This is a genomic window from Rathayibacter sp. AY1F3, from assembly GCF_002931975.1.
Classification (GTDB): Bacteria; Actinomycetota; Actinomycetes; order Actinomycetales; family Microbacteriaceae; genus Rathayibacter.
Window position 1 is genome coordinate 65792 of sequence record NZ_PSVF01000004.1, and the last position, 23788, is coordinate 89579.

Sequence of the window (23788 nt, forward strand, 5' to 3'; positions counted from 1 at the left end):
GGGTGAGCCGCATGGCACAGACCGTCTCGACCCTGCTCATCCTCGGAGCGACGGGGGACCTGTCCTCGCGGCTCCTCCTCCCCGCCGTCGGCCAGCTGCTGACCCGCGAGACCGACCGGCGGGTCCACCTCGTCGGCGCGGGACGCGAGGACTGGACCCAGGAGCACTGGCACGAGGTGCTGACCGCCTCCTTCGCCACCGTCGAGGCGCAGGGCGGGGGCGTGGACGCGCTCACCTCCGGCACGCGCTACCAGCAGGTCGACGTCACCGATCCGGAGGCGCTCGCCGCACTGCTCGCGAGCTGCGCCGGTCCGGTGGCGGTCTACTTCGCCCTCCCGCCGGCGATCGCGGCGAAGGCCTGCGAGGCGCTCGCCGCCCACGACCTGCCGGAGGGCACCGTGCTGGCGCTGGAGAAGCCGTTCGGGACCGACGAGGCGAGCGCGCACGCCCTCAACCAGCGCCTCGCCGCGCTGGTCCCCGAGGACCGCATCCACCGCGTCGACCACTTCCTCGGCCGCGCGACCGTGATGAACGTGCTCGGCCTGCGCTTCGCGAACCGGATCCTCGAGCCGCTGTGGTCGGCCGAGCACATCGAGAGCGTCGAGATCGTCTACGACGAGCAGCTGGCCCTCGAGGGGCGGGCGAGCTACTACGACGGCGCGGGCGCGCTGACCGACATGATCCAGAGCCACCTGCTGCAGGTCCTCGCGGTGATCGCGATGGAGCCGCCGTCCTCGCTCGACGCGGCCGACCTCCGGGACGCGAAGTCGATCGTCCTGCGCGCCACCCGCCTGCACGGCGACGACCCCGCCGCGAGCTCGCGCCGCGCCCGCTACACAGCGGGGACGATCGAGGGACGCGAGCTGCCCGCCTACGCGGACGAGAAGGGCGTGGACCCCGCTCGCCGGACCGAGACGCTGGCCGAGCTGGTCGTCGAGATCGACACCTGGCGCTGGGCCGGCGTGCCGTTCACCCTCCGCTCCGGCAAGGCGCTCGGGGAGCGGCGGCGCGAAGTGGTCATCCGCTTCAAGCCGGTGCCGCACCTGCCCCGCGGCTTCGTGGGCACCGAGGCGCCGTCCGTGCTGCGGCTGTTCCTCGCGCCCGACCAGATGTCGCTCGAGCTGAACATCAACGGCCCCGGCGACCCGTACACGCTCGAGCGCGCCTCGCTGGAGGCGACCTTCGGCGCGGGCGAGCTGCTGGCGTACGGCGAGGTCATCTCGGGGATCCTCGACGACGACCCGTCGCTCTCGGTCCGCGGGGACGCCGCCGAGGAGTGCTGGCGCATCGTGCAGCCCGCGATCGACGCCTGGCACGCGGACCGGGTGCCGCTCGACGAGTACCCGGCGGGCAGCGAGGGACCCGGGAGCTGGCCGACGCTCTGACGGGCGGCCGGGGGAGGGGCGGCCGCGGGGGATCTCGAGACGGCGGCCGCGCCGCCTCCTCGATCAGCGGGAAGGGCGACGTCGCTCGTCGGGTCGGCCGGAGGGCGAGCCCGCCGGCCGACCGCTCGGGTCAGGAGCGGGTCGCGACGGGCGTGTCGACGGCGACGTCGGCGGGGGCCGGCTCCGCCCAGACGGCGATCGGCTTCGGCTCCCAGGTGAGGGCGGCCGGCTCCACCGGGGGAGTGGAGGCGCGCATCACGGGGATCGCCTCGGTGACCGGGGACGACGTCCGCTCGGCGCCGGCGCGGAGCTGCTCCTCCTGGATGGCGGCGGAGAGCTCGTGGGCGAGGGAGCGCGCGAGCATCCCGTGGAAGATCGGGTCGCGGTCGTCGTGGCTGCGGCGCGTGACGACCCAGGCGCCCTCGGATCCGACGAAGGCCGCGAGCCGCTCGTGGACGACGGCGAAGAGCTCGTCCTGCGTGAGGACGGGGGCCGCCTCGACGACCTCGGGGGCCGCCTTGCGACGCCTCAGACGAAACCTCATGACGAACCCCGTTTCCCGTGCCGGCAGCGACTGGGAACAGTGTCGCCGCCATCGGGTCGGGAGACCGGCTGACACGCCGCCCCGCGGGGAGGCGGCGCGTCAGGAGGGCCTAGCGGTCGCGCTTCTTGCCGCGCTCCTCCTTGACGATCTCCTTCGAGTCGTAGGACACGGAGCCCAGGGCGACGGTGACCGAGATGGCCCAGCTGACCCACTGGAGGGCCAGGCGCCAGTCGCGCGGGCCCTTGCGCGTGGTCTGCAGGATCGACCAGCCGCCGACGATCGCGCTGATGACGCTGGAGTTGAGGATGAACTTGCGCATGCGTGTGCCTCCCGTGTTCACCCCGACGCTAGCGGGTGCGAAAGCTCTCAGAGGAACGCTTGACAGCACCGAGGGGTTGTCCCGCTACGGTGGACCGCCGCCGGGACCCGAATCCTCGAGCCGGGGCACGCCGAGGAGAACGGGAACGACATGCGCACGGCTGTGATCGGGGCGGTGCTGCTCGTCGTCGGGGCGGTGGCCGTCGTCACGGGGGTCCTCCCGATGGACGCGCTGGGCGAGCTGGTCGAGCGGACGGCGCCGATCCTCGGCTTCGTGGTCGCGGTGACCGTGGTCGCCGAGCTGGCCTCCGAGGCCGGCGTCTTCACCGTGGTCGCCGAGCGCTCCGCCGAGTGGGGCCGCGGGCGGACCGCGGTGCTCTGGCTGCTGGTGGTGGCGATGGCCGTCGTCAGCACGGTGTTCCTCTCGCTCGACACGACCGCCGTGCTCCTGACCCCGGTCGTGGTCCTGCTCGCGGCGCACGTGCGCGTCCCGCCCCTGCCGTTCGCGATGGCCACGGTCTGGCTGGCGAACTGCGCCTCCCTCCTCCTCCCCGTCTCGAACCTCACCAACCTGCTCGCGCAGCGGCGCCTGGGGGTCGAGGGCCCCTTCGCCTTCGCCGCGCTGACCGCGGTGCCCGCGCTCGTCGCGGCCGTCGTACCCGTGCTGATCCTCGCGATCCGCTACCGGCGCGAGCTGGCCGGGCGCTACACCCCGGGGAAGCGGACGCCGGTGGAGGACCGGGTGCTGCTGGTCGGCGCGGGGATCGTCGTGGCGCTGCTCCTGCCGGCGCTCGTCTCGGGCGTCGAGGTGTGGATCCCGGCGACGGTCGCCGCGGTCGCGCTGATCGTCCTCTTCGCGGTGCGCCGTCCCGCGGCGCTCACGCCCGCCCTCCTGCCGTGGCAGCTCGTCGTGTTCGCGTCGGGCCTCTTCGTGGCGATGGAGGCGGCGCACCAGCTCGGGCTGGGCGCGGCGCTCGCCGTGGTCGCGGGAGAGGGGAGCGGGACGCTCGACCTGCTGCGCCTCGCCGGCTCCGGCGCGGTCGCCTCCAACCTGGTCGACAACCTGCCCGCCTACCTCGCCCTCGAGCCCGTCGCGGCGGATCCGCTCCGACTGGTCGCCCTGCTGATCGGCGTGAACGCCGGACCGCTGATCACCCCGTGGGCCTCGCTCGCCACCCTGCTCTGGCACCAGAGGCTGACCGCGCTGGGCGTGCACGTCTCGTGGCGCCAGTACGCGCTCCTCGGACTCGTCGCGGTCGTCCCGACGGTGGGCGGAGCGACGCTCGCCCTCGCCCTCGTGCAGGGCTGACCCGCCGTCCCCCGTGCGGGGCCGGCTGATAGCCTCGACGGGCACGACGACGGCTCGACCGACGAAAAGGGACCACCATTCCTCCGCACTCCGCCTCCGCCTCCTCCGCCGCTGACAGGACCGACGCCGGGACCTCGGGAGGGACCGAGCGCAACGCGTTCGTGGTCGTCTCGAACCGCCTCCCCGTGGACCGCGTCGTGGCCGAGGACGGCACCGCCTCCTGGAAGACCTCGCCCGGCGGGCTGGTCACCGCGCTCGAGCCGGTGATGCGCGCGAACGAGGGCGCCTGGGTCGGCTGGCCCGGCGTGGCCGATGAGGAGGTCGCCCCGTTCGTCGACAACGGCGTGCAGATCGTCCCGGTCGCCCTCAGCGCGCAGGAGCTCGAGGACTACTACGAGGGCTTCTCGAACGACACGCTCTGGCCGCTGTACCACGACGTGATCGCGCCCCCGACCTACCACCGCGACTGGTGGGACGCCTACGTGCGGGTCAACCAGCGCTTCGCGGAGGCGGCCGCGGCCGTGACGGAGGAGGACGGCGTGGTCTGGGTGCAGGACTACCAGCTCCAGCTCGTGCCCAAGATGCTGCGGGAGCTCCGGCCCGACGTCACGATCGGCTTCTTCAACCACATCCCGTTCCCGCCCTACGGGATCTTCGCGCAGCTCCCGTGGCGCCGGCAGATCGTCGAGGGCCTGCTCGGCGCCGACGTGATCGGGTTCCAGCGCCAGGGCGACGCGGGCAGCTTCCTCCGCGCGGTCCGGCGCCTGCTCGGCTACGACACCCGCAGCACGGTCGTCGAGGTCCCGGTCGAGGAGGAGGCCGTCGGCGGCACCCGCCGCGTCAACCGCTCGCGGCGCGGGGCGAGCGTGCGCCCGGTCGTCGCCCGGCACTTCCCGATCTCGATCGACTCCGCGTCGTTCGAGGCGATGGCGCGCACCCCCGAGATCCAGGCCCGCGCCGCCGAGATCCGCGCCGAGCTGGGCAACCCCGCGACGATCATGCTCGGCGTCGACCGGCTCGACTACACCAAGGGGATCGGCCACCGCCTGAAGGCCTTCGGCGAGCTCCTGGCGGACGGCCGCCTCACCTCCGAGGACGCGGTGCTGGTGCAGGTCGCGAGCCCGAGCCGCGAGCGCGTGGACACCTACCGGCAGCTGCGCGACGACATCGAGCTGCAGGTCGGCCGGATCAACGGCGACTACAGCACGCTCGGGCACCCGGCGATCAGCTACCTCCACCACGGCTACCCGCGCGAGGAGATGGTGGCGCTCTACCTCGCCGCCGACGTCATGCTCGTCACGGCGCTGCGCGACGGGATGAACCTCGTCGCGAAGGAGTACGTCGCGTCCCGCTTCGACAACGACGGCGTGCTCGTGCTGAGCGAGTTCGCCGGAGCGGCCGACGAGCTCAAGCAGGCCGTGCAGGTGAACCCGCACGACATCTCGGGGCTGAAGGACGCGATGGAGGCCTCGGCGCGGATGCCGCGCGTCGAGCGCACCCGGCGCATGCGCGCGCTCCGTCGCCGCGTGCTCGAGAACGACGTGGCGCGCTGGTCCGAGTCGTTCCTCTCCGCTCTCGCGGAGCACGCGGCCGGCCAGCAGCTCGACGTGCGGCCCGCCGCCCGCGGGCAGGAGGCGCCGCACGGCCAGGAGGCCGAGCACCGCGACGACGCGGCCCACGGACAGGCGGCCGAGCTCGAGCGGGAGGCCGCCGACGACCGCGAGCTCGACGGCGGCGCGCGATGAGCGAGGGAGTGCCCGAGCGGCTCGCGGCGGCGCTGCGGGAGCTCGCCGCGACCGACCGGCTCCTGGTGGCCCTCGACTTCGACGGCACCCTCGCACCCGAGGTCGACGACCCCGCCCGCGCGCGGGCGCTCCCCGAGGCGCGCGAGGCCGTGCTGCGGCTCCTCGCCCTCCCCGGCACCCGGGTCGCGCTGGTCTCCGGCCGGGCGCTCGGGAGCCTGGAGGAGGTCTCGCAGCTGCCGGACGAGGCGCTGCTGGTCGGCTCCCACGGCATCGAGATCCGCCTCGACCCCGAGGAGGACGCGGTCCGGCTCGACGACGACGAGCTCGAGAAGGTGGGAGTGCTCGAGGACGTCCTGAAGGGGATCGCCCGCGGGATCGACAACGTCTGGATCGAGGACAAGCCCGCCGGCTTCGCCCTGCACACCCGCCTCGCGACCGAGCGCCACAGCCGCGTCGCCCACGTCGTCGCCCTCTCCGAGGCGCGCGCCGAGGTGCAGGGGGTCACCGTCCGCGAGGGCAAGAACGTCCTGGAGTTCTCGGTCCGCTCGACCACCAAGGGCGAGGCCGTGCAGCACCTCCGCCGCTACACCGGCGCGACCGCCGTGCTCTACGCGGGCGACGACGTGACGGACGAGGACGCCTTCGCGGTCCTCGGCTCCGGCGACGTCGGCATCAAGAGCGGCGAGGGCACCACCGCGGCCTCCTACCGGGTCCGCGGCCCCGAGCAGGTCGCGCACGCGCTCCGGCTGCTGGCCGACCTGCGCGCGGAGTAGCAGCTCCCTTCCGGCCGTCAGCGCCGGCCGCCATCGCGGTGCGGCTCCGTCGACCCGCTGCGGACGGCCGTCCGCCGACGCGGGGAGCGGCCGTTCGCGACGAGTCGGAGATCCGCGGGGACGTCCGCATCCGGTGCCGCTGCCGGAGGCCGGGGCCGGGACGGGTGCGCGGGCCGGTCCGGGTCCGCCCGGCGAGCAGGGGCACTGCGCGCGAGGCGGTAGCCTCATCGCATGCCGGAAATCGATTGGAAGCCCCGCTCGCGCACCGTCACGGACGGCATCGAGGCCACGACGTCGCGCGGGATGCTGCGGGCGGTCGGGATGGGCGATGACGACTGGGAGAAGCCCCAGATCGGCATCGCGTCCTCGTGGAACGAGATCACCCCCTGCAACCTCTCGCTCGAGCGCCTCGCGCGCTCCGCGAAGGAGGGCGTGCACTCCGGCGGCGGCTACCCGCTCCAGTTCGGCACCATCTCCGTCTCGGACGGCATCTCGATGGGCCACGAGGGCATGCACTTCTCGCTCGTCTCCCGCGAGGTCATCGCCGACTCCGTCGAGACCGTGATGATGGCCGAGCGCCTGGACGGCACCGTCATGCTGGCCGGCTGCGACAAGTCGCTGCCCGGCATGCTGATGGCCGCGGCCCGCCTCGACCTCGCCGCCGTGTTCGTCTACGCCGGCTCGATCGCCCCGGGCTGGGTCAAGCTCTCGGACGGCACCGAGAAGGACATCACGATCATCGACTCCTTCGAGGCCGTCGGCGGCGTCAAGGCCGGGATCATGTCCGAGGAGGACGCCAAGCGCATCGAGTGCGCCTTCGCCCCGGGCGAGGGCTCCTGCGGCGGCATGTACACCGCCAACACCATGGCCAGCGTCGCCGAGGCGCTCGGCATGAGCCTGCCCGGCTCCGCCTCGCCCGCCGCCGCCGACCGCCGCCGCGACTACTTCGCCCGCAAGTCCGGCGAGGCCGTCGTCGAGCTGCTGCGCAACGGCACCACGGCCCGCGACATCCTCACCAAGGAGGCGTTCGAGAACGCGATCGCGGTGGCGATGGCCTTCGGCGGGTCGACCAACGTCATCCTGCACCTGCTCGCGATCGCCAACGAGGCCGAGGTCGACCTGACGATCGACGACTTCAACCGCATCGGCGACACGATCCCGCACATCGGCGACCTCAAGCCCTTCGGCAAGTACGTCATGAACGACGTCGACCGCCACGGCGGCGTCCCGGCCGTGATGAAGGCGCTCCTGGACGCCGGGCTGCTCCACGGCGACTGCCTGACGGTCACCGGGAGAACGGTCGCCGAGAACCTCGCCGCGATGGACATCGCGCCGCTGGACGGCGAGGTCATCCGCACCCTCGACAACCCGATCCACGCGACCGGCGGGCTCACCATCCTCAAGGGCTCGCTCGCCCCCGAGGGCGCGGTCGTCAAGACCGCCGGCTTCGACGCCTCCGTCTTCGAGGGTCCGGCCCGCGTGTTCGAGCGCGAGCGCGCCGCGATGGACGCCCTGACCGAGGGCCGGATCGAGAAGGGCGACGTGGTGGTCATCCGCTACGAGGGCCCCAAGGGCGGCCCCGGCATGCGCGAGATGCTCGCCATCACCGCCGCCATCAAGGGGGCCGGGCTCGGAAAAGATGTACTACTGTTGACGGACGGACGATTCTCAGGCGGCACAACCGGCCTGTGCATCGGCCACATAGCTCCCGAATCGGTGGACGCAGGTCCCATCGCATTCGTTCGCGACGGAGACCCGATTCGGGTCGACATCGCCGCTCGCTCGATCGACCTACTCGTCGACGAGTCCGAGCTCGCCGCCCGCCGAGAAGGCTGGGCCCCTCTCCCTCCGCGCTACACCCGCGGTGTCCTCGCCAAGTACGCCAAGCTCGTCCGCTCGGCAGCCGAGGGCGCCGTCACCGGGTGACCCGGCCCGCTCCGGCCGGCCGCGCACTCGCGTTCCCGGGCACTCGCCTCCGGCTCTGCCCGCCGCCGCACCACCTCCTGAAGGAATCGACACCCGCATGACTCCGGATCCGTCCGCCGTGCAGCCCGCACCGACGCCCCAGCCACCCCGACCCGCCCACGCTCCCGGTACCGCCCCCGCGGCCGAGGTCCTCACCGGAGCGCAGGCGGTCGTCCGCTCGCTCGAGATGCTCGGGATCGAGGACGTCTTCGGCCTGCCCGGCGGCGCGATCCTCCCGGTCTACGACCCGCTGATGGACTCCTCGAAGATCCGGCACATCCTGGTCCGCCACGAGCAGGGCGCCGGCCACGCCGCCGAGGGCTACGCCTCGGCGACCGGGAAGCTCGGCGTCTGCATCGCGACCTCGGGCCCCGGAGCGACCAACCTGGTCACCGCGATCGCGGACGCCTACATGGACTCGGTCCCGATGCTCGCGATCACCGGCCAGGTGTTCTCGACGCTCATGGGGACCGACGCGTTCCAGGAGGCGGACATCGTCGGCATCACGATGCCGATCACGAAGCACTCCATCCTCGTGACGCGCCCCGAGGACATCCCCTCGGCCCTCGCCTCCGCCGCGCTGATCGCCACCACCGGCCGCCCCGGCCCCGTGCTGGTCGACATCACGAAGGACGCGCAGCAGGACCAGGCGCCGTTCCTCTGGCCGCCGAAGATCGACCTGCCCGGATACCGGCCGGTCACGAAGGCCCACGGCAAGCAGATCCAGGCCGCGGCCCAGCTGCTGGTCGAGTCGAGGAAGCCGGTGCTCTACGTGGGCGGCGGCATCATCCGCGCCCGCGCGGCCGCCGAGCTGAAGGCGTTCGCCGAGGCCTGCGGCGCTCCCGTGGTGACCACGCTGATGGCGCGCGGAGCGTTCCCGGACTCGCACGAGCAGCACCTGGGCATGCCCGGCATGCACGGCACCGTCCCCGCGGTGCTCGCGCTGCAGGAGGCGGACCTGATCCTCGCGCTGGGCTCGCGCTTCGACGACCGCGTGACCGGCAAGGCGGCGCTCTTCGCGCCCCACGCCAAGGTCGTGCACGTCGACATCGATCCGGCCGAGATCTCCAAGATCCGCACCGCCGACGTGCCGATCGTGGGCGACCTGAAGGACGTCCTCCCGGACCTCACCGACGCGTTCGCCAAGGCCTCGTCCGACGGCCGCGCCGACACCTCCGAGTGGTGGAGCTACCTCAAGGGCCTGCAGACGGAGTTCCCGCTCGGCTACACCGAGCCGAACGACGGCCTGCTCTCGCCGCAGTACGTCATCAAGCGCATCGGCGAGATCACCGGCCCCGAGGGCGTCTTCGCCTCCGGCGTCGGCCAGCACCAGATGTGGGCGGCGCAGTTCATCAAGTACGAGCGCCCCAACTCGTGGCTGAACTCCGGCGGCGCCGGCACCATGGGCTACTCCGTGCCCGCGGCGATGGGCGCCAAGGTCGGCGAGCCCGAGCGCACCGTATGGGCGATCGACGGCGACGGCTGCTTCCAGATGACCAATCAGGAGCTCGCCACCTGCACGATCAACGACATCCCGATCAAGGTCGCGGTGATCAACAACTCCTCGCTCGGCATGGTGCGCCAATGGCAGACCCTGTTCTACGAGGGCCGCTACTCCAACACCGACCTCAACACGGGTCACGACACCGTCCGGGTGCCCGACTTCGTGAAGCTCGCCGACGCCTACGGCGCGCTCGGCATCCGCGTCACGAAGCCGGAGGAGATCGACGACGCCATCCGCCTCGCCATCGCCACCAACGACCGGCCCGTGGTGATCGACTTCGTCGTCAGCCGCGACTCCATGGTCTGGCCGATGGTCCCGCAGGGCGTCTCCAACAGCTACGTCCAGTACGCCCGAGACCACAGCCCGACCTGGGACGACGAGGAGTAGACCCGCATGACGCACCACGTTCTCTCCCTGCTCGTCGAGGACAAGCCGGGACTGCTCACCCGTGTGGCCGGGCTGTTCGCCCGCCGCGGCTTCAACATCGAGTCGCTGGCGGTCGGTCCGACCGAGCTGGCCGGGCTCTCGCGCATCACGGTCGCCGTGGACGTCGAGGACCTGCCGCTCGAGCAGGTCACGAAGCAGCTCAACAAGCTCGTCAACGTGATCAAGATCGTCGAGCTCGACACCGACCAGTCGGTCCAGCGCGAGCACCTGCTCGTCAAGGTCCGCGTCGACAACGTCACGCGCTCGCAGGTGCTCGAGGCCGTCACGCTCTTCCGCGCCCGCGTGGTCGACGTCGCGACGGACGCCCTGGTGATCGAGGTCACCGGCGACACCGGCAAGACAAACGCGTTCCTGCGGGTGATCGAGCCCTACGGCATCAAGGAGATCGCGCAGTCGGGCCTGCTCGCCATCGGGCGCGGCTCCAAGTCGATCACCGAGCGCGTCTTCAAGAACTGACCGCGAACTCTCCACTACAGAAAAGGACTCACCACGTGACCGAGCTCATCTACGACGCCGACGCCGACCTCTCCATCATCCAGTCCAAGAAGGTCGCGATCGTCGGCTACGGCTCGCAGGGCCACGCGCACGCGCAGAACCTCCGCGACTCCGGCGTCCAGGTCGTCATCGCGCTGAAGGAGGGGTCGAAGTCGACCGCCAAGGCCGAGGACGACGGCTTCGAGGTCAAGAGCGTCGCCGACGCCGCGGCCTGGGCCGACCTGATCATGATCCTCGCGCCGGACCAGCACCAGCGCGCGATCTACAGCGAGCAGATCGCGTCCGCGCTGACCGAGGGCAAGACCCTCGCCTTCGCGCACGGCTTCAACATCCGCTTCGGCTACATCGAGGCGCCCGCGGGCGTCGACGTCATCCTCATCGCGCCGAAGGCCCCCGGCCACACCGTGCGCCGCGAGTTCGTCGCCGGCCGCGGCATCCCGGACATCATCGCTGTCGAGAACGACGCGACCGGCACCGCCTGGGAGACCGCGAAGTCCTACGCGAAGGCCATCGGCGGCACCCGCGCCGGCGTCATCAAGACCACCTTCACCGAGGAGACCGAGACCGACCTGTTCGGCGAGCAGGCCGTGCTCTGCGGCGGCACCTCGCAGCTCGTCCAGTACGGCTTCGAGACCCTCGTCGAGGCCGGCTACCAGCCCGAGATCGCCTACTTCGAGGTGCTGCACGAGCTCAAGCTCATCGTCGACCTCATGTGGGAGGGCGGCATCGCCAAGCAGCGCTGGAGCGTCTCCGACACCGCCGAGTACGGCGACTACGTCTCCGGCCCGCGCGTCATCGACCCGCGCGTGAAGGAGAACATGAAGGCCGTCCTCGGCGACATCCAGAGCGGTGCCTTCGCGAAGCGCTTCATCGGCGACCAGGACGCGGGCGGACCCGAGTTCCAGGAGCTGCGCGCCAAGGGCGAGAAGCACCCGATCGAGGAGACCGGCCGCGAGCTGCGCAAGCTCTTCGCCTGGAAGCAGACCGACGAGGACTACACCGACGGCAGCGTCGCGCGCTAGCCGCACCGCGTCGACCGGGGGAGCCCCGGTCCGACGAGGGACCCGTCCACCGGGATCCCCTCGCCGGGCCGGGGCTCCTCCGCGTCCGGAGCGCGACTACTGCTCGAGCTCGCGGACGAGACGGCGGAGACCGCCCTTCGGCGGGACGAGGACGGGGTCCGGCCACCGGGGCGAGAGGTGGTCGCCGAGCGTCACCCGGCGCAGCTTGCGGCCGACGAGGGGGAGGACCCAGTCGGCGGCCCAGCGGCGCTGCTCGCGCAGCCGCGCGCGGAGGCGGAGCGGCTCCGGTGCGTCCCAGGGCCCGGTCGAGATCGTGTGATGCACGCCGAGCGTGTCGAGCACGCGGCCGGCCAGGACGCGGTGGCCGCGCTTGGAGAGGTGCATCCGGTCGGGCGACCAGAGCACGGGGGAGTGGAACTCCCGCATCGCCCAGTAGTCGACGAGGATCGCGCCCCGCTCGCGGGCGATCCGGCGGACGGCGCTGTTGTAGAGGTGGTTGCGGCGCAGGAACATCCGCGGGGCGGGCAGTCCCGGGATGTCGACGCCGGTGAAGAGCACGAGGGAGGCGCCGGTGGTCGCGAGCGCGTCGACGAGCACCTCGTAGCGGGTGATCAGATCGACGGTGTCGGTGCCGAGGTCGAGGATGTCGTTGCCGCCGGCGTACAGCGTGATCAGCGTGGGGCGGAGCGCGAGGGCGGGCGCGAGCTGGTCCTCGGTGATCTGGGCGAGGCGCTTCGAGCGGACGGCGAGGTTCGCGTACTCCCAGCCCGGCTCGGCCTTCGCCAGGCGCTCGGCGACGCGGTCGGCCCAGCCGCGCACCCCGTTCGGCAGCCGCGGGTGCGGGTCGCCGACCCCCTCTGTGAAGGAGTCGCCGAGGGCGACGAAGCGGCGGCGGCGGTCGTCCATCCGCTCAGCCTCGCCCCCGGGGGAGGACGCGGGGTGTCCGCCGGGTGTCGGGGAGGCGGCGGCGGGCTCCGAGCCTCCTGCGAGGTGCGCGCGGCTAGGGTGTTGCGGTGATCGATGGTGGACCGGGCCGCTCCCCGGAGGACGACGACGCGGCGACCCCGCCGGCGGACCGCGGGCCGGACTCCGGCCCGGAGGACGACGCGGACGACGAGGCCCTGGAGTGGGCGGGCGAGGGCGCGGACCCGACGCTCGCCGCGGGGACGGCGCGCGTGCGCCGAAAGCCCCGCACGGTCGCGGGGGCGGGCCCGGCGGACGACGGCTCGGACGACGACGACTCCGAGGACGAGGACCCCGACGACGAGGCCGCGTCCTCGTCGGCTCTGCTGATCGCCGCGGGCATCGCGGCCGGCCTCTACCTCCTGTACGCCATCGCCTGGGCGATCACGGCGACGCGGCAGTCGCCGGTCGCCGCGGCCGGCTTCGCGGGCGATGCGCTCGGCGGCGCCCTCTACTCGCTCGGGCTCTGGCTGGCGGTCCTGGCGCCGCCGGTGTGGTTCGCCGTGGTGCTCCTCGCCACCCGCGACTCCCGGGTGCGCACCCGCGTGCTCTGGCTGGTCGCCGGACTCGTCCTCCTCGCTCCGCTGCCGTTCCTCAAGGGGGCCTGATGACCGACTCGACCCGGGCCACCCTCGGCGGGACCGGCCGGCGCGACCGGCCCGGCCGGCGCCTGGCCGCCTCCGTCCTCGTCGCCGTGGTGTTCGCGCTCTTCTTCGCCTGGGACGTCTGGGAGGCGGTCGGCAACCTGATCGGCCTGCGCAGCTACGCGGCCTCCCTCGGCACCGACCTGAATCCGACGGGCTGGGCGGTGCTCCTGCTCGGCCTGGTGCTGCCGGTCGCCTGCTTCGTCGCCGCCGTCCTGCTCGGCCGCCGCCGGGGGCTCCCGGCGCGCGTCGGACTGCTCGCGGCGGCCCTCTGCCTCTCGGCGGCGCTCTCGCTCGACGTGCAGCTCGTCCTCGGCGTCGAGAGCCTGGTCTCGCTGAGCTGACCGGCGGCGTCACACGGCGCGGGGCGCGCGCACCCCTCCGCTACAGTGTCGGGGGGCTGCCGACGCCCCCGCCTCGGTGCCCGCTCCGTCCCCTCTCCGAAGGAAGCGCCTCTCGTGACAAAGCCGGTCGTCCTGATCGCCGAAGAACTCTCGCCCGCCACCGTGGACGCGCTCGGTCCCGACTTCGAGATCCGCTCCGTGGACGGCACCGACCGCCCGGCGCTGCTCGAGGCCCTCGCCACGGCGCACGCGATCCTCGTGCGCTCCGCGACGCAGGTCGACGCGGAGGCGATCGCCGCGGCCCCCTCGCTCCAGGTGATCGCCCGCGCCGGTGTGGGTCTGGACAACGTCGACATCACCGCCGCGACCGCCGCGGGGGTCATGGTCGTGAACGCACCGACCTCGAACATCATCTCGGCCGCCGAGCTCACCGTCGGCCACATCCTGAGCCTCGCCCGCCACATCCCCGCCGCGCACAGCGCGCTCGCGCAGGGCCTCTGGAAGCGCTCGAAGTACACGGGCGTCGAGCTCTACGAGAAGACCGTCGGCATCATCGGCCTCGGCCGCATCGGCGCGCTGATCACCGCGCGCCTGCAGGCCTTCGGCGTGAACGTCGTCGCCTACGACCCCTACGTGACCAGCGCCCGCGCGCAGCAGCTCGGCGTCACGCTCCTCTCCCTGGAGGAGCTGCTGGCCGAGAGCGACTTCATCACGATCCACATGCCGAGGACCCCCGAGACGACGGGCATGATCTCGGACGATCAGCTGGCGCTGATGAAGCCGTCGGCGTTCATCGTGAACGTGGCCCGCGGCGGCCTCATCGACGAGGACGCGCTGCACCGCGCGCTCGTCGCGAAGACCATCGCCGGCGCCGGGCTCGACGTGTTCGTCAAGGAGCCGCCGACCGGATCGCCGCTGCTCGCCCTCGAGAACGTGGTCGTCACTCCGCACCTCGGAGCCTCGACCGACGAGGCGCAGGAGAAGGCCGGCGTCTCGGTCGCCCGCTCGGTGCGCCTCGCGCTCTCGGGCGAGCTCGTGCCGGACGCCGTGAACGTCGCCGGCGGCGTGATCGACGAGTACGTGCGCCCCGGCATCCCGCTGGTCGAGAAGCTCGGCCAGGTCTTCTCGGGCCTCGCGGACTCGCCGGTCACCTCCATCGACGTCGAGGTGCGCGGCGAGCTGGCCGGCTACGACGTGAAGGTTCTCAAGCTGGCGGCCCTCAAAGGCGTGTTCACCAACGTGGTCTCGGAGACGGTGTCCTACGTCAACGCGCCGGTGCTCGCGGAGCAGCGCGGCATCGAGGTGCGCCTGATCACGGAGCCGGTCTCGGACGAGTACCGCAACGTGATCACGCTGCGCGGCGCGCTCTCGGACGGCTCGCAGATCTCGGTCTCGGGCACGCTGACCGGCACCAAGCAGGTCGAGAAGATCGTGGCGATCAACGGCTACGACGTCGAGGTCCCCCTCGCGAAGCACCTCGTCGTCATGAGCTACGTCGACCGCCCCGGGATCGTCGCGGTCTACGGCCGCGAGTTCGGCGACGCCGCGGTCAACATCGCGGGCATGCAGATCGCGCGCACCGAGGCGGGCGGCAAGGCGCTCTCGGTGATCACCATCGACTCCCCCGCCCCCGACGGCCTGCTCGAGAAGGTCCGCGTCGCGATCGACGCCGACCTCATGCAGGAGATCGACATCACCGAGCAGTGAGCACGCGGCGGTTCGCTCAGGTCGACGTCTTCGGCGCCGCGCCGTTCCGGGGCAACCCGGTGGCGGTCGTCGTCGACGGCGACGGCGTGAGCGACGCCGCGATGGCGGAGTTCGCGCGCTGGACGAACCTGTCCGAGACGACCTTCCTCCTCCGCCCGAGCGACCCCGCGGCCGACTACCGGCTGCGGATCTTCACGCCGGGCGGGGAGCTGCCCTTCGCCGGGCACCCGACCCTCGGGAGCGCGCACGCCTGGCTCGCGGCCGGAGGGACGGCCCGCGCGGCGGGGGAGCTCGTGCAGGAGTGCGCCGCGGGTCTCGTCCGACTGCGGGTGACGGAGGAGGGCATCGCCTTCGCCGCCCCGCCCCGCCGGCGGACCGGACCGGTCGACGAGGCGACGCTCGAGCGGGTGGCCGCGGCTCTGCGGATCCCGCGCGCGGAGATCCTCGACCACGAGTGGGTCGACAACGGTCCCGGCTGGCTGGCCGTGCGGCTCGCGTCGGCGGAGCAGGTCCTCGCGTTGCGGCCGGACCAGGCTCTCCTCGCCGGGCTCCCCGTCGGCGTCGTGGGCGAGCATCCGGCGGGAGGCGAGTGCGCGGTCGAGGTGCGGGCGTTCATCCCCGACGCCGGTGTGTCCGAGGATCCGGTGACGGGGAGCCTCAACGCGGGGATCGCCCAGTGGCTGATCGGCAGCGGTGTGCTGCCCGAGCGCTACACGGCCGCTCAGGGGGCGGCGCTGGGCCGAGCCGGGCGCGTGCGCGTCGAGAGCACGGACGGCGCGATCTGGATCGGCGGCGCGACGGTGACCCTGATCGACGGGGTCGTCGAGCTGTAGCGGGTCCGCCGGGGCGGCGCGGCTCAGCTCCCGAGGAGGCGCTGGACGACCGCGAGGACGTCCTCGGCCTCGCCGCGCGACGGCGAGCCCGTGGGGAGCAGGGCGGAGTTGTAGTAGAGCCCGTCGCTCATCAGGACGATCGCCCGGGCGACGAGCGGGTCGCCCACGGCGTCGGCGACCACCTCGTTCCAGCTGTCGTGGATCCGCGCGAGGCCGCCGCTGGCGCGTTCGTCGTGCCCCTGCGCGATGCGCGACACGGCGAGGATCGTGCGGTCGAAGGCCGAGTCGGCGGCGAAGGAGGTGCGCAGCAGGTAGGCGACCACGCCCTCGGGAGCGGCGAGGCTCTGCGCGACGTCCGCCTCCCGCCGCGCGTCGAGGCGCTGAAGGAGCCCGTCGACGAGGGCGTCCTTCGAGGGGAAGTGGTAGAGCAGCCCGCCCTTGGAGACTCCGGCCTCGCGGGCGACGGCGTCGAGGGTCGCGGCGCGCTCGCCCTGCTCGATGAGGAGCTGCTCGAACGCGTCGAGGACGCGGTCGCGGGCGGGGGCAGGAGGCACGGCGACCATCCTACGGCGGATCAGTGGCGACTGTACCGGCTGGACGGTATACTCGCTTCGTTCTCCTCTGAAAGGTCGTCCCCGTGTCCGCGCGCACCGCTCCCGTCTCCACCCACGACACCGCCGGCGCCGCCGACAGGGTCGGGCGACGCGCCTGGGTGGCGCTCGCGGTGCTGATGCTCCCGGTGCTGCTGGTCTCGGTCGACAACACGGTGCTGAACTTCGCGCTCCCCTCGATCGCCGAGGATCTGGGCCCCTCCGGCACCGAGCTGCTGTGGATCGTCGACGCCTACCCGCTGGTGCTCGCGGGCCTGCTGGTGGCGATGGGCAGCCTCGGCGACCGCGTCGGGCGGCGGCGCCTCCTGCTGGTCGGCGCGGTCGGCTTCGCCGCCGTCTCGGTCGTGGCCGCGTTCGCTCCCACCGCCGCGGCGCTCATCGGCGCCCGCGCGGCACTGGGCTTCTTCGGCGCGATGCTGATGCCCTCGACGCTCTCGCTCCTGCGCAGCGTCTTCCCCGACCGCGACCAGCGCCGCCTCGCGATCGCGATCTGGGCGACCGGCTTCGCCGTGGGCTCGGGCATCGGCCCGCTGGTCGGCGGCGTGCTGCTCGAGCACTTCCCCTGGGGGTCGGTGTTCCTGCTCGCGGTGCCCGTGCTGCTCCCGCTGGTCGTCCTGGTGCCGATCCTGGTGCCGGAGTCGCGCGACCCGCAGCCCGGCCCGGTCGACGTGGTCAGCATCCTGCTGTCGCTGGCGACCATGGCGCCGGTCGTCTACGCGGTGAAGTCCTTCGCCGAGCACGGGATCGACGCGGTCGGCGTCGCGGCGCTCGTCGTGGGCGTCGTCTCGGGAGCTCTGTTCGTCCGCCGCCAGCAGCGCCGGGCCTCGCCGATGCTCGATCTCTCGCTCTTCCGCCGCGGCTCGTTCAGTGCGGCGATCGTGGTCAACCTCCTCAGCGTCACCGCGCTGGTCGGCGGGCTCTTCTTCCTCTCGCAGCACCTGCAGCTCGTGGTCGGGCTCTCGCCCCTGGAGGCGGGCCTCGTGCTCGTGCCGGGCCTCGCCGTGATGATCCTGGCCGGGCTCGGCGTGGTGCCGATCGCGCGCCGCGTCGCTCCGCGCCTCGTCGTCCCGGCCGGACTGCTGGTCTCGGCCGTCGGGTACATCCTGCTGGCACTCGGCAGCGGGGCGCCCGGAGGAGCGTCCGCGCTCACCGTCGCCGTCGCCTTCGCGTTCCTCGGCCTGGGCATCGGTGCGGCCGAGACGGTGTCGAACGAGCTGATCCTGGCCAACGCGCCCGCCGACAAGGCCGGTGCGGCCTCCGCCGTCTCCGAGACCGCCTACGAGCTCGGCGCGGTCCTCGGCACCGCGACGCTCGGCACGGTCCTCACCGCCGTGTACCGCGGGGGAGTCGTGCTGCCCGAGGGCCTCGACGCCGCGCAGGCGCAGCGGGCCGGGGAGACCCTCGGTGGCGCCGTCTCGGTCGCCGGCGAGCTGCCCGCCGACTCCGCCGCGAGCCTCGTCGCGTCGGCGAGCGCGGCGTTCGACTCGGGCGTCGGCTGGTCGGCCTGGCTCGGCGTCGTCCTCGTGCTGGCCGCCGCCGCGGTCGGCGCCTGGCGCCTCCGCCGGAGCTGACGCTCCTCCTCTCCTCCCGACGGAGGCCGCCCGGGACGCGCAGCGCCTCCCGGGCGGCCCTCGCCAGCCCGACGGGGGCGCGTGCCCCGGACCGCGGCGCGGGCGGGCCGCGAGTACGCTGGGGGGACTCCGACCCCGTACGCCTGAGGACCGCCATGCCCCGCACCGTGAAGCTCGCCGTCATCCCCGGAGACGGGATCGGGCCCGAGGTGACCGCCGAGGCCGTCAAGGTCCTCGACGCCGTCACCGCCGACTCCGATCTGGTGCTCGAGACGACCACCTTCTCGCTCGGCGCCGCCCGCTACCTCGAGACCGGCGACGTCCTCACCGACGAGGACCTCGCGGCGATCGCGGGGCACGACGCGATCCTCCTGGGCGCCGTCGGCGGAGCACCGGGCGACCCGCGCCTCCGGGACGCGAACATCGAGCGCGGACTGCTCCTGCGGCTGCGCTTCGAGCTCGACCACTACGTCAACCTGCGGCCCACCCGTCTCTACGCGGGCGTCGCCTCGCCGCTCGCGGCTCCCGGCGAGGTCGACTTCGTGGTCGTCCGCGAGGGCACGGAGGGGCCCTACGTCGGCACCGGCGGCTCGATCCGGCAGGGCACCCCGCACGAGGTCGCCAACGAGGTGTCGGTCAACACCGCCTACGGGGTCGAGCGCGTCGTCCGACACGCGTTCGAGCTCGCCCGCACGCGTCGCTCCCGGCTGACGCTCGTGCACAAGACGAACGTCCTCGTCTTCTCCGGCTCGCTCTGGAAGCGGATCGTCGACGAGGTGGGGGCCGCCTTCGAGGACGTGGCCGTCGACTACCTCCACGTGGACGCCGCCACGATCTTCCTCGTGACCGACCCTGCTAGGTTCGACGTCATCGTCACCGACAACCTCTTCGGCGACATCCTGACCGATCTGGCCGGCGCGATCAGCGGCGGCATCGGACTCGCGGCCTCGGGCAACATCAACCCCGACGGCGCGTTCCCCAGCATGTTCGAGCCGGTCCACGGATCCGCGCCCGACATCGCCGGACGGCAGCTCGCCGACCCGACCGCCGCGATCTTCTCGGCCGCGATGCTGCTGGACCACCTCGGCCGGAGCGACGAGGCCGCCCGCGTCACCGCGGCCGTGACCGCCGACATCGAGTCGCGCGACGGCACCCCGCGCTCCACGGCCGCGATCGGCGACTCCGTCGTCGCCCGCCTCCGCTGATCCCCCGCAGAAGGACACCACCACGATGAGCACCGACTCCGCCCCCGCCGACCTCGCGTTCGAGGTGACCGCCGCCCCCGCGCCCCGCTCCGCCGAGGAGCGCGCCCGGATCCTCGCGAACCCCGGCTTCGGCATGCACTTCACCGACCACATGGTCGGCCTCCGCTGGACCCGCACGGACGGCTGGCACAGCGCCCGCGTCGAGCCCTACGGCCCGCTCGCACTCGACCCCGCCGCCGCCGTCCTGCACTACGCGCAGGAGATCTTCGAGGGGATGAAGGCCTACCGCCACGAGGACGGCTCCGTCTGGACCTTCCGCCCGGAGGCGAACGCGCGCCGCCTGCAGCGCTCGGCCCGCCGCCTCGCGCTGCCGGAGCTCCCGACGGACCTCTTCGTCGAGTCGCTGCGGCAGCTGATCGCGGTCGACGGCGACTGGGTCCCCTCGGAGCCGGAGACCAGCCTCTACCTGCGCCCGTTCATGTTCGCGCAGGAGGCGTTCCTCGGCGTGCGCGCGGCCGAGGACGTCGGCTACTACGTGATCGCCAGCCCCGCCGGCGCCTACTTCTCGGGCGGCGTCGCCCCCGTGTCGATCTGGCTCTCCACCTCCTACGCCCGGGCGGGCAAGGGCGGCACGGGAGCGGCGAAGACGGGTGGCAACTACGCCTCCTCCCTCCTCCCGCAGCAGGAGGCCTACAGCCACGGCTGCGCGCAGGTCCTCTTCCTCGACTCGCAGGAGTCGCAGTGGATCGAGGAGCTCGGCGGCATGAACGTGGTGCTGGTGAAGAAGGACGGCACGCTGGTCACCCCGGAATCGGACTCGATCCTCGAGGGCATCACGCGCGACAGCGTCCTGCAGCTCGCCGAGGACCGCGGCCACCGCGTCGAGCGGCGCCGCGTGAGCATCGACGAGTGGCGCGACGGAGTGGCCTCCGGCGATGTGGTCGAGGTGTTCGCCTGCGGGACCGCCGCCGTGATCACCCCGATCGCCGAGCTCAAGGGCGAGGGCTTCTCCGTCGGCCGCGAGGGCGCGCCCGCCGGGGAGCTCACGATGTCGCTCCGCGAGGAGCTGACCGGCATCCAGTACGGACGCCGCGAGGACACGCACGGATGGATGACGAGGCTGGACGCATGAAGATCGCACGATTCGCCACGCAGCGCGACGGGGACAACGGGGGAGCGATCCACTTCGGGATCGTGGACGAGGACGACCTGGTCGTGCTCGCCGGCGACCCGATGTTCGCCGGGTTCGACACCACGGGGGAGCGCATCCCGATCGCGGAGGCGAAGCTCCTCGCGCCGGTGATCCCGCGCTCCAAGGTCGTCGGCATCGGGAAGAACTACGCCGACCACGCGGCTGAGATGGGCGGTGACGCCCCGGCTGAGCCGCTGGTGTTCCTCAAGCCGAACACGTCGGTCATCGGCCCGGACGAGGCGATCGTCCTCCCCGAGGACAGCCAGCAGGTGGAGTTCGAGGGCGAGCTGGCGATCGTGATCGGCGCCGTGGCCCGCAACGTCCGCACGGAGGACTACGAGGACGTGGTCTTCGGGTACACCATCGCCAACGACGTCACCGCACGCGACCTCCAGCGCTCCGACGGCCAGTGGGCGCGGGCGAAGGGCTACGACACCTTCTGCCCGCTCGGCCCGGTCATCGAGACCGAGTTCGTCTGGAACGAGAGCGCGATCGAGACGCGCGTCAACGGGCGCGTGCAGCAGTCGGGCAGCACCGGCGACATGATCCACGGGGTGCCCGAGCTCGTGGCCTACGTCTCGCGCATCTTCACGCTGCTCCCCGGGGACGTGATCCTCACCGGGACGCCCGCCGGCGTCGGGCCGATCGCGAACGGGGACACCGTCGCGGTCGACGTCGAGGGCATCGGCACGCTGTTCAACCCGGTGGTCGTCCGGCGCTGAGCCCGGGCCCTCCTCCGCGGAGGGACGAGCGCCTCCGGCCCGCGCGGATCCTCGGATCCGGCGGGCCGGACACGTCCGAGCGGGACGTCAGTCGGCGCTCGCCGGGTCGCTGCCGACCGCGCCCTCGGTCTCGTCCGGCAGGTCGGCGTCGCCGGAGACGGTGTCTCCTCCGCTGTCACCGTCGGTCACGGCGTCCGTGACACCGCGGTCGATCGCGGTGCCCCCGGGAGCGGCCCCCGCGGCGGAGGCGTCGGCCGCGTCCTCGCCGGGCAGCACCGTCTGCGCGCCGCCGGTGTTCGGAACGGCGTCGCCGCCGGATCCGGGAAGGTCCTCGTTCACGTTCTGGTCGGCCATGTCGGCTCCTCTCGTCGGGGCTCCAGCCCAGCACGCGACGGGCCCCTCCGCAGGACGTTGACAGCGCGGGGACGAGGGGGCAGAGGCGGGCCGTGAGGCCGGGCGACGCGCCTTCACCGTGCTCCCCGGCGCTGTCAAGCGGACTGCCTCCGGGGCCGTCTGGTCGTAGCGTCGAGCTATGAACTCCTCCCGCACCGACTCCGTCAGCCGCATCGCCCGGGAGGACTTCGGCTGGTCGTCGCTGCTCCCCGGTCAGCGCGAGGCGATCGAGTCGGCCGCCTCCGGGCGCGACACGCTGCTGGTGCTGGCGACGGGCGGCGGCAAGTCCGCGGTCTACCAGATCGCCGGAGCCGAGCGCGGCGGCGTCGTCCTGGTCGTCTCCCCGCTCGTCGCCCTGCAGGCCGACCAGCTCGCCGCGATCGAGGCGGCTCCGGCGGCCCCGCCCGCCGTCGCGATCAACTCCTCCCAGGGCGCCGCGGCCGTCGCCCGCGCCTGGGACCGGATCGACGAGGGCGGCCCGCTCTACGTGCTCCTGGCGCCCGAGCAGCTCGCCAAGCCCGAGAACGTGGCGCGTCTGGCGGCCGCAGGAGTGTCGCTCCTGGTCGTCGACGAGGCGCACTGCGTCTCCTCCTGGGGCCACGACTTCCGCCCCGACTACCTCCGCCTGGCCGATGTGCGCGGCGAGCTCGGGGACCCGCCGGTGCTCGCGATGACCGCCACCGCCTCCGGGCCGGTGCGCGACGAGATCATCGAGCGCCTCCGGATGACCGACCCCGAGATCCAGGTGCACGGCGTCGACCGTCCGGAGATCCGGCTGGTGGTGCACCGCCACGAGAGCGAGAACGAGAAGCGCGCCGCCGTGGTCGAGGAGGCGCGCAGCTGGACGGCTCCGGGCCTGGTCTACGTCGCCACCCGCAAGGAGACGGAGGCCTACGCGGCCGACATCGCGGCGGAGGGGCGCCGGGTCGCGGCGTACCACGCCGGACTCAAGGTGTCCGAGCGCAAGGTCGTGCACGAGCAGTGGCGCGCCGGCGAGCTCGACGTCGTCGTCGCTACCTCGGCCTTCGGGATGGGCATCGACCGGGCCGACGTCCGCTTCGTGCTGCACGCGACGACCACCGAGTCGCTCGACGCCTACTACCAGGAGATCGGCCGCGCGGGCCGCGACGGCGAGCCGGCCACGGGCGCGCTGCACTACCGCGCCGAGGATCTGGGTCTCCGCCGCTTCTTCGCCAAGCGCTCGGTCGACAAGGCCGCGCTGCGCGTGATCTGGGCGGCCGTCTCGGAGCAGCCGGGGCTCGACTCCGCGGCTCTCGCGAGGGAGCTGGGGAAGCCGGCCCGCACGATCGCCCGGATCGTCAACGATCTCGCGGACGCGGGGCTGGTGGAGACCGGGTCCGGTCTGCGCGCGACGCGCGAGGCCTCGGGCGACGAGGCCGTGCACGCGGTGAAGGAGGCTCTGGCCTCCCGCGAGCGGATCGCGGAGTCGCGCCTGTCGATGATGCGCGCGTACGCGGAGACCAGCCAGTGCCGCCGCCGGGTCCTGCTGGACTACTTCGGCGTGGAGTCGGCCGAATGGTGCGGCAACTGCGACGGCTGCGAGCGGCACGAGGCGAGCGGCGAGACCGTGGAGGCGCCCGTGGACGCCTCTCTGAGCGTCGACGAGTCGGTGGAGCACCGCGAGTGGGGCGCCGGCACCGTGATGAGCGTGGAGGCCGACCGGGCGACGATCTTCTTCGAGTCCGAGGGCTACAAGGTGCTGTCGTTCCAGGCGCTCGAGTCCGGCGTCCTGCGCGAGCGCGAGCACGCCTCCGCCTGACCCGGGCTCTCCGCGCCGGCCGATCGCCGATCGCGGGACGCCGCTCCGGTACGGCAGGCACGGCGTGCCGTGCACCGGAGCGGCGTCCCGCGGAGGGTGGTCAGACCTTCGAGACGGCCGAGCTCACGTCGGTGGGCTTCTCGTAGTCGCCGTCCGGGATCGCACGGAGGGCCTCGAGGACGTCGCCGTCCGCGCCCTCCTTCTCGGCGGTCTCGACGATCGTGTCCTTCGAGGCGGGGTAGTCGATGCCCGAGAGGTACTTCTGGATCTGGATCGGGTTCGGTGCGTCCATCGTGCTGTCCTTTCGTCGCCTTGC

General features: G+C 72.9%; 23 protein-coding genes. 17 read left to right on the plus strand and 6 right to left on the minus strand.

The genetic code is table 11. The features are described from left to right. Positions 1–11: 11 nt before the first annotated feature. The gene (locus tag C5C39_RS04105) at positions 12–1385 is read left to right on the plus strand and encodes a glucose-6-phosphate dehydrogenase (protein ID WP_181136310.1); all 1374 of its coding nucleotides are present in this window, start codon (positions 12–14) and stop codon (positions 1383–1385) included. 130 nt (positions 1386–1515) lie between these two features. On the opposite strand, the gene C5C39_RS04110 is transcribed toward C5C39_RS04105, so the two are convergent. Continuing rightward, complete coding sequence (locus C5C39_RS04110) at positions 1516–1929, minus strand: hypothetical protein (protein ID WP_104233213.1); 414 nt, start codon at positions 1927–1929, stop codon at positions 1516–1518. Between the two features lie 109 nt (positions 1930–2038). Continuing rightward, positions 2039–2248 (minus strand): hypothetical protein, encoded by a 210-nt coding sequence (locus tag C5C39_RS04115; RefSeq protein ID WP_104223546.1) that lies wholly within the window; start codon positions 2246–2248, stop codon positions 2039–2041. A 150-nt stretch (positions 2249–2398) separates the two neighbouring features. Between C5C39_RS04115 and C5C39_RS04120 the strand changes: the two genes are divergently transcribed. The 7 genes from C5C39_RS04120 (at position 2399) to ilvC (ending at position 11507) form a co-directional block, all read left to right on the plus strand. Next, positions 2399–3556 (plus strand): SLC13 family permease, encoded by a 1158-nt coding sequence (locus tag C5C39_RS04120; RefSeq protein WP_104352738.1) that lies wholly within the window; start codon positions 2399–2401, stop codon positions 3554–3556. A 161-nt stretch (positions 3557–3717) separates the two neighbouring features. Continuing rightward, positions 3718–5301, plus strand: coding sequence for a trehalose-6-phosphate synthase (locus C5C39_RS04125; protein WP_104250140.1), 1584 nt, complete (start codon positions 3718–3720; stop codon positions 5299–5301). After that, on the plus strand, positions 5298–6074 hold the full coding sequence (otsB, locus tag C5C39_RS04130) for a trehalose-phosphatase (protein WP_104250141.1): 777 nt from the start codon (positions 5298–5300) through the stop codon (positions 6072–6074). The genes C5C39_RS04125 and otsB overlap by 4 nt, the downstream gene beginning before the upstream one ends. 231 nt (positions 6075–6305) lie before the next feature. Beyond that, complete coding sequence (ilvD, locus tag C5C39_RS04135; protein WP_104233215.1) at positions 6306–8000, plus strand: dihydroxy-acid dehydratase; 1695 nt, start codon at positions 6306–6308, stop codon at positions 7998–8000. Positions 8001–8097: 97 nt separating this feature from the next. Then, entirely contained in the window at positions 8098–9930 is a 1833-nt protein-coding gene (locus C5C39_RS04140) for an acetolactate synthase large subunit (protein WP_104352739.1), read from the plus strand. 6 nt (positions 9931–9936) lie between these two features. Beyond that, positions 9937–10446: an acetolactate synthase small subunit gene (gene ilvN, locus C5C39_RS04145; RefSeq protein ID WP_104223540.1), complete on the plus strand. Its 510-nt coding sequence runs from the start codon at positions 9937–9939 to the stop codon at positions 10444–10446. Positions 10447–10481: 35 nt separating this feature from the next. After that, positions 10482–11507, plus strand: coding sequence for a ketol-acid reductoisomerase (ilvC, locus tag C5C39_RS04150; protein WP_104223539.1), 1026 nt, complete (start codon positions 10482–10484; stop codon positions 11505–11507). A gap of 96 nt (positions 11508–11603) precedes the next feature. Here ilvC and C5C39_RS04155 read toward each other — a convergent pair whose 3' ends face one another. Further along, positions 11604–12413, minus strand: a complete 810-nt coding sequence (locus tag C5C39_RS04155; RefSeq protein WP_104352740.1) for an SGNH/GDSL hydrolase family protein — start codon at positions 12411–12413, stop codon at positions 11604–11606. Positions 12414–12520: 107 nt separating this feature from the next. On the opposite strand from C5C39_RS04155, the gene C5C39_RS04160 reads away from it, so the two are divergent. The 4 genes from C5C39_RS04160 (at position 12521) to C5C39_RS04175 (ending at position 15998) form a co-directional block, all read left to right on the plus strand. Then, positions 12521–13078, plus strand: coding sequence for a hypothetical protein (locus tag C5C39_RS04160; protein WP_104352741.1), 558 nt, complete (start codon positions 12521–12523; stop codon positions 13076–13078). Continuing rightward, entirely contained in the window at positions 13078–13458 is a 381-nt protein-coding gene (locus C5C39_RS04165) for a hypothetical protein (protein WP_104233218.1), read from the plus strand. The genes C5C39_RS04160 and C5C39_RS04165 overlap by 1 nt, the downstream gene beginning before the upstream one ends. A 114-nt stretch (positions 13459–13572) precedes the next feature. Further along, positions 13573–15165 (plus strand): phosphoglycerate dehydrogenase, encoded by a 1593-nt coding sequence (serA, locus tag C5C39_RS04170; RefSeq protein ID WP_104223535.1) that lies wholly within the window; start codon positions 13573–13575, stop codon positions 15163–15165. Further along, positions 15162–15998, plus strand: a complete 837-nt coding sequence (locus tag C5C39_RS04175; RefSeq protein WP_104352742.1) for a PhzF family phenazine biosynthesis protein — start codon at positions 15162–15164, stop codon at positions 15996–15998. The genes serA and C5C39_RS04175 overlap by 4 nt, the downstream gene beginning before the upstream one ends. A 23-nt stretch (positions 15999–16021) precedes the next feature. Here C5C39_RS04175 and C5C39_RS04180 read toward each other — a convergent pair whose 3' ends face one another. After that, entirely contained in the window at positions 16022–16561 is a 540-nt protein-coding gene (locus C5C39_RS04180) for a TetR/AcrR family transcriptional regulator (protein WP_104239274.1), read from the minus strand. A gap of 74 nt (positions 16562–16635) precedes the next feature. Between C5C39_RS04180 and C5C39_RS04185 the strand changes: the two genes are divergently transcribed. The 4 genes from C5C39_RS04185 to C5C39_RS04200 all read left to right on the plus strand — a co-directional run bounded on the left by C5C39_RS04185 (position 16636) and on the right by C5C39_RS04200 (position 21299). Further along, positions 16636–18180, plus strand: a complete 1545-nt coding sequence (locus C5C39_RS04185; protein WP_258064161.1) for an MFS transporter — start codon at positions 16636–16638, stop codon at positions 18178–18180. 155 nt (positions 18181–18335) lie between these two features. Further along, positions 18336–19385 (plus strand): 3-isopropylmalate dehydrogenase, encoded by a 1050-nt coding sequence (locus C5C39_RS04190; protein ID WP_104352743.1) that lies wholly within the window; start codon positions 18336–18338, stop codon positions 19383–19385. Between the two features lie 25 nt (positions 19386–19410). Continuing rightward, positions 19411–20517, plus strand: a complete 1107-nt coding sequence (locus tag C5C39_RS04195; RefSeq protein ID WP_104226252.1) for a branched-chain amino acid aminotransferase — start codon at positions 19411–19413, stop codon at positions 20515–20517. Next, positions 20514–21299, plus strand: a complete 786-nt coding sequence (locus C5C39_RS04200; RefSeq protein ID WP_104352744.1) for a fumarylacetoacetate hydrolase family protein — start codon at positions 20514–20516, stop codon at positions 21297–21299. The genes C5C39_RS04195 and C5C39_RS04200 overlap by 4 nt, the downstream gene beginning before the upstream one ends. An 87-nt stretch (positions 21300–21386) precedes the next feature. Here C5C39_RS04200 and C5C39_RS04205 read toward each other — a convergent pair whose 3' ends face one another. Continuing rightward, positions 21387–21653: a hypothetical protein gene (locus C5C39_RS04205; protein ID WP_104226254.1), complete on the minus strand. Its 267-nt coding sequence runs from the start codon at positions 21651–21653 to the stop codon at positions 21387–21389. 178 nt (positions 21654–21831) lie between these two features. Here C5C39_RS04205 and C5C39_RS04210 point away from each other — a divergent pair, with 178 nt between their 5' ends. Further along, positions 21832–23472 carry a RecQ family ATP-dependent DNA helicase gene (locus C5C39_RS04210; protein ID WP_104352745.1) on the plus strand — a complete coding sequence of 547 codons (1641 nt, stop codon included), beginning with the start codon at positions 21832–21834 and terminating at the stop codon, positions 23470–23472. Between the two features lie 100 nt (positions 23473–23572). On the opposite strand, the gene C5C39_RS04215 is transcribed toward C5C39_RS04210, so the two are convergent. Beyond that, the gene (locus tag C5C39_RS04215; RefSeq protein ID WP_104223528.1) at positions 23573–23764 is read right to left on the minus strand and encodes a DUF2795 domain-containing protein; all 192 of its coding nucleotides are present in this window, start codon (positions 23762–23764) and stop codon (positions 23573–23575) included. Positions 23765–23788: the final 24 nt, after the last annotated feature.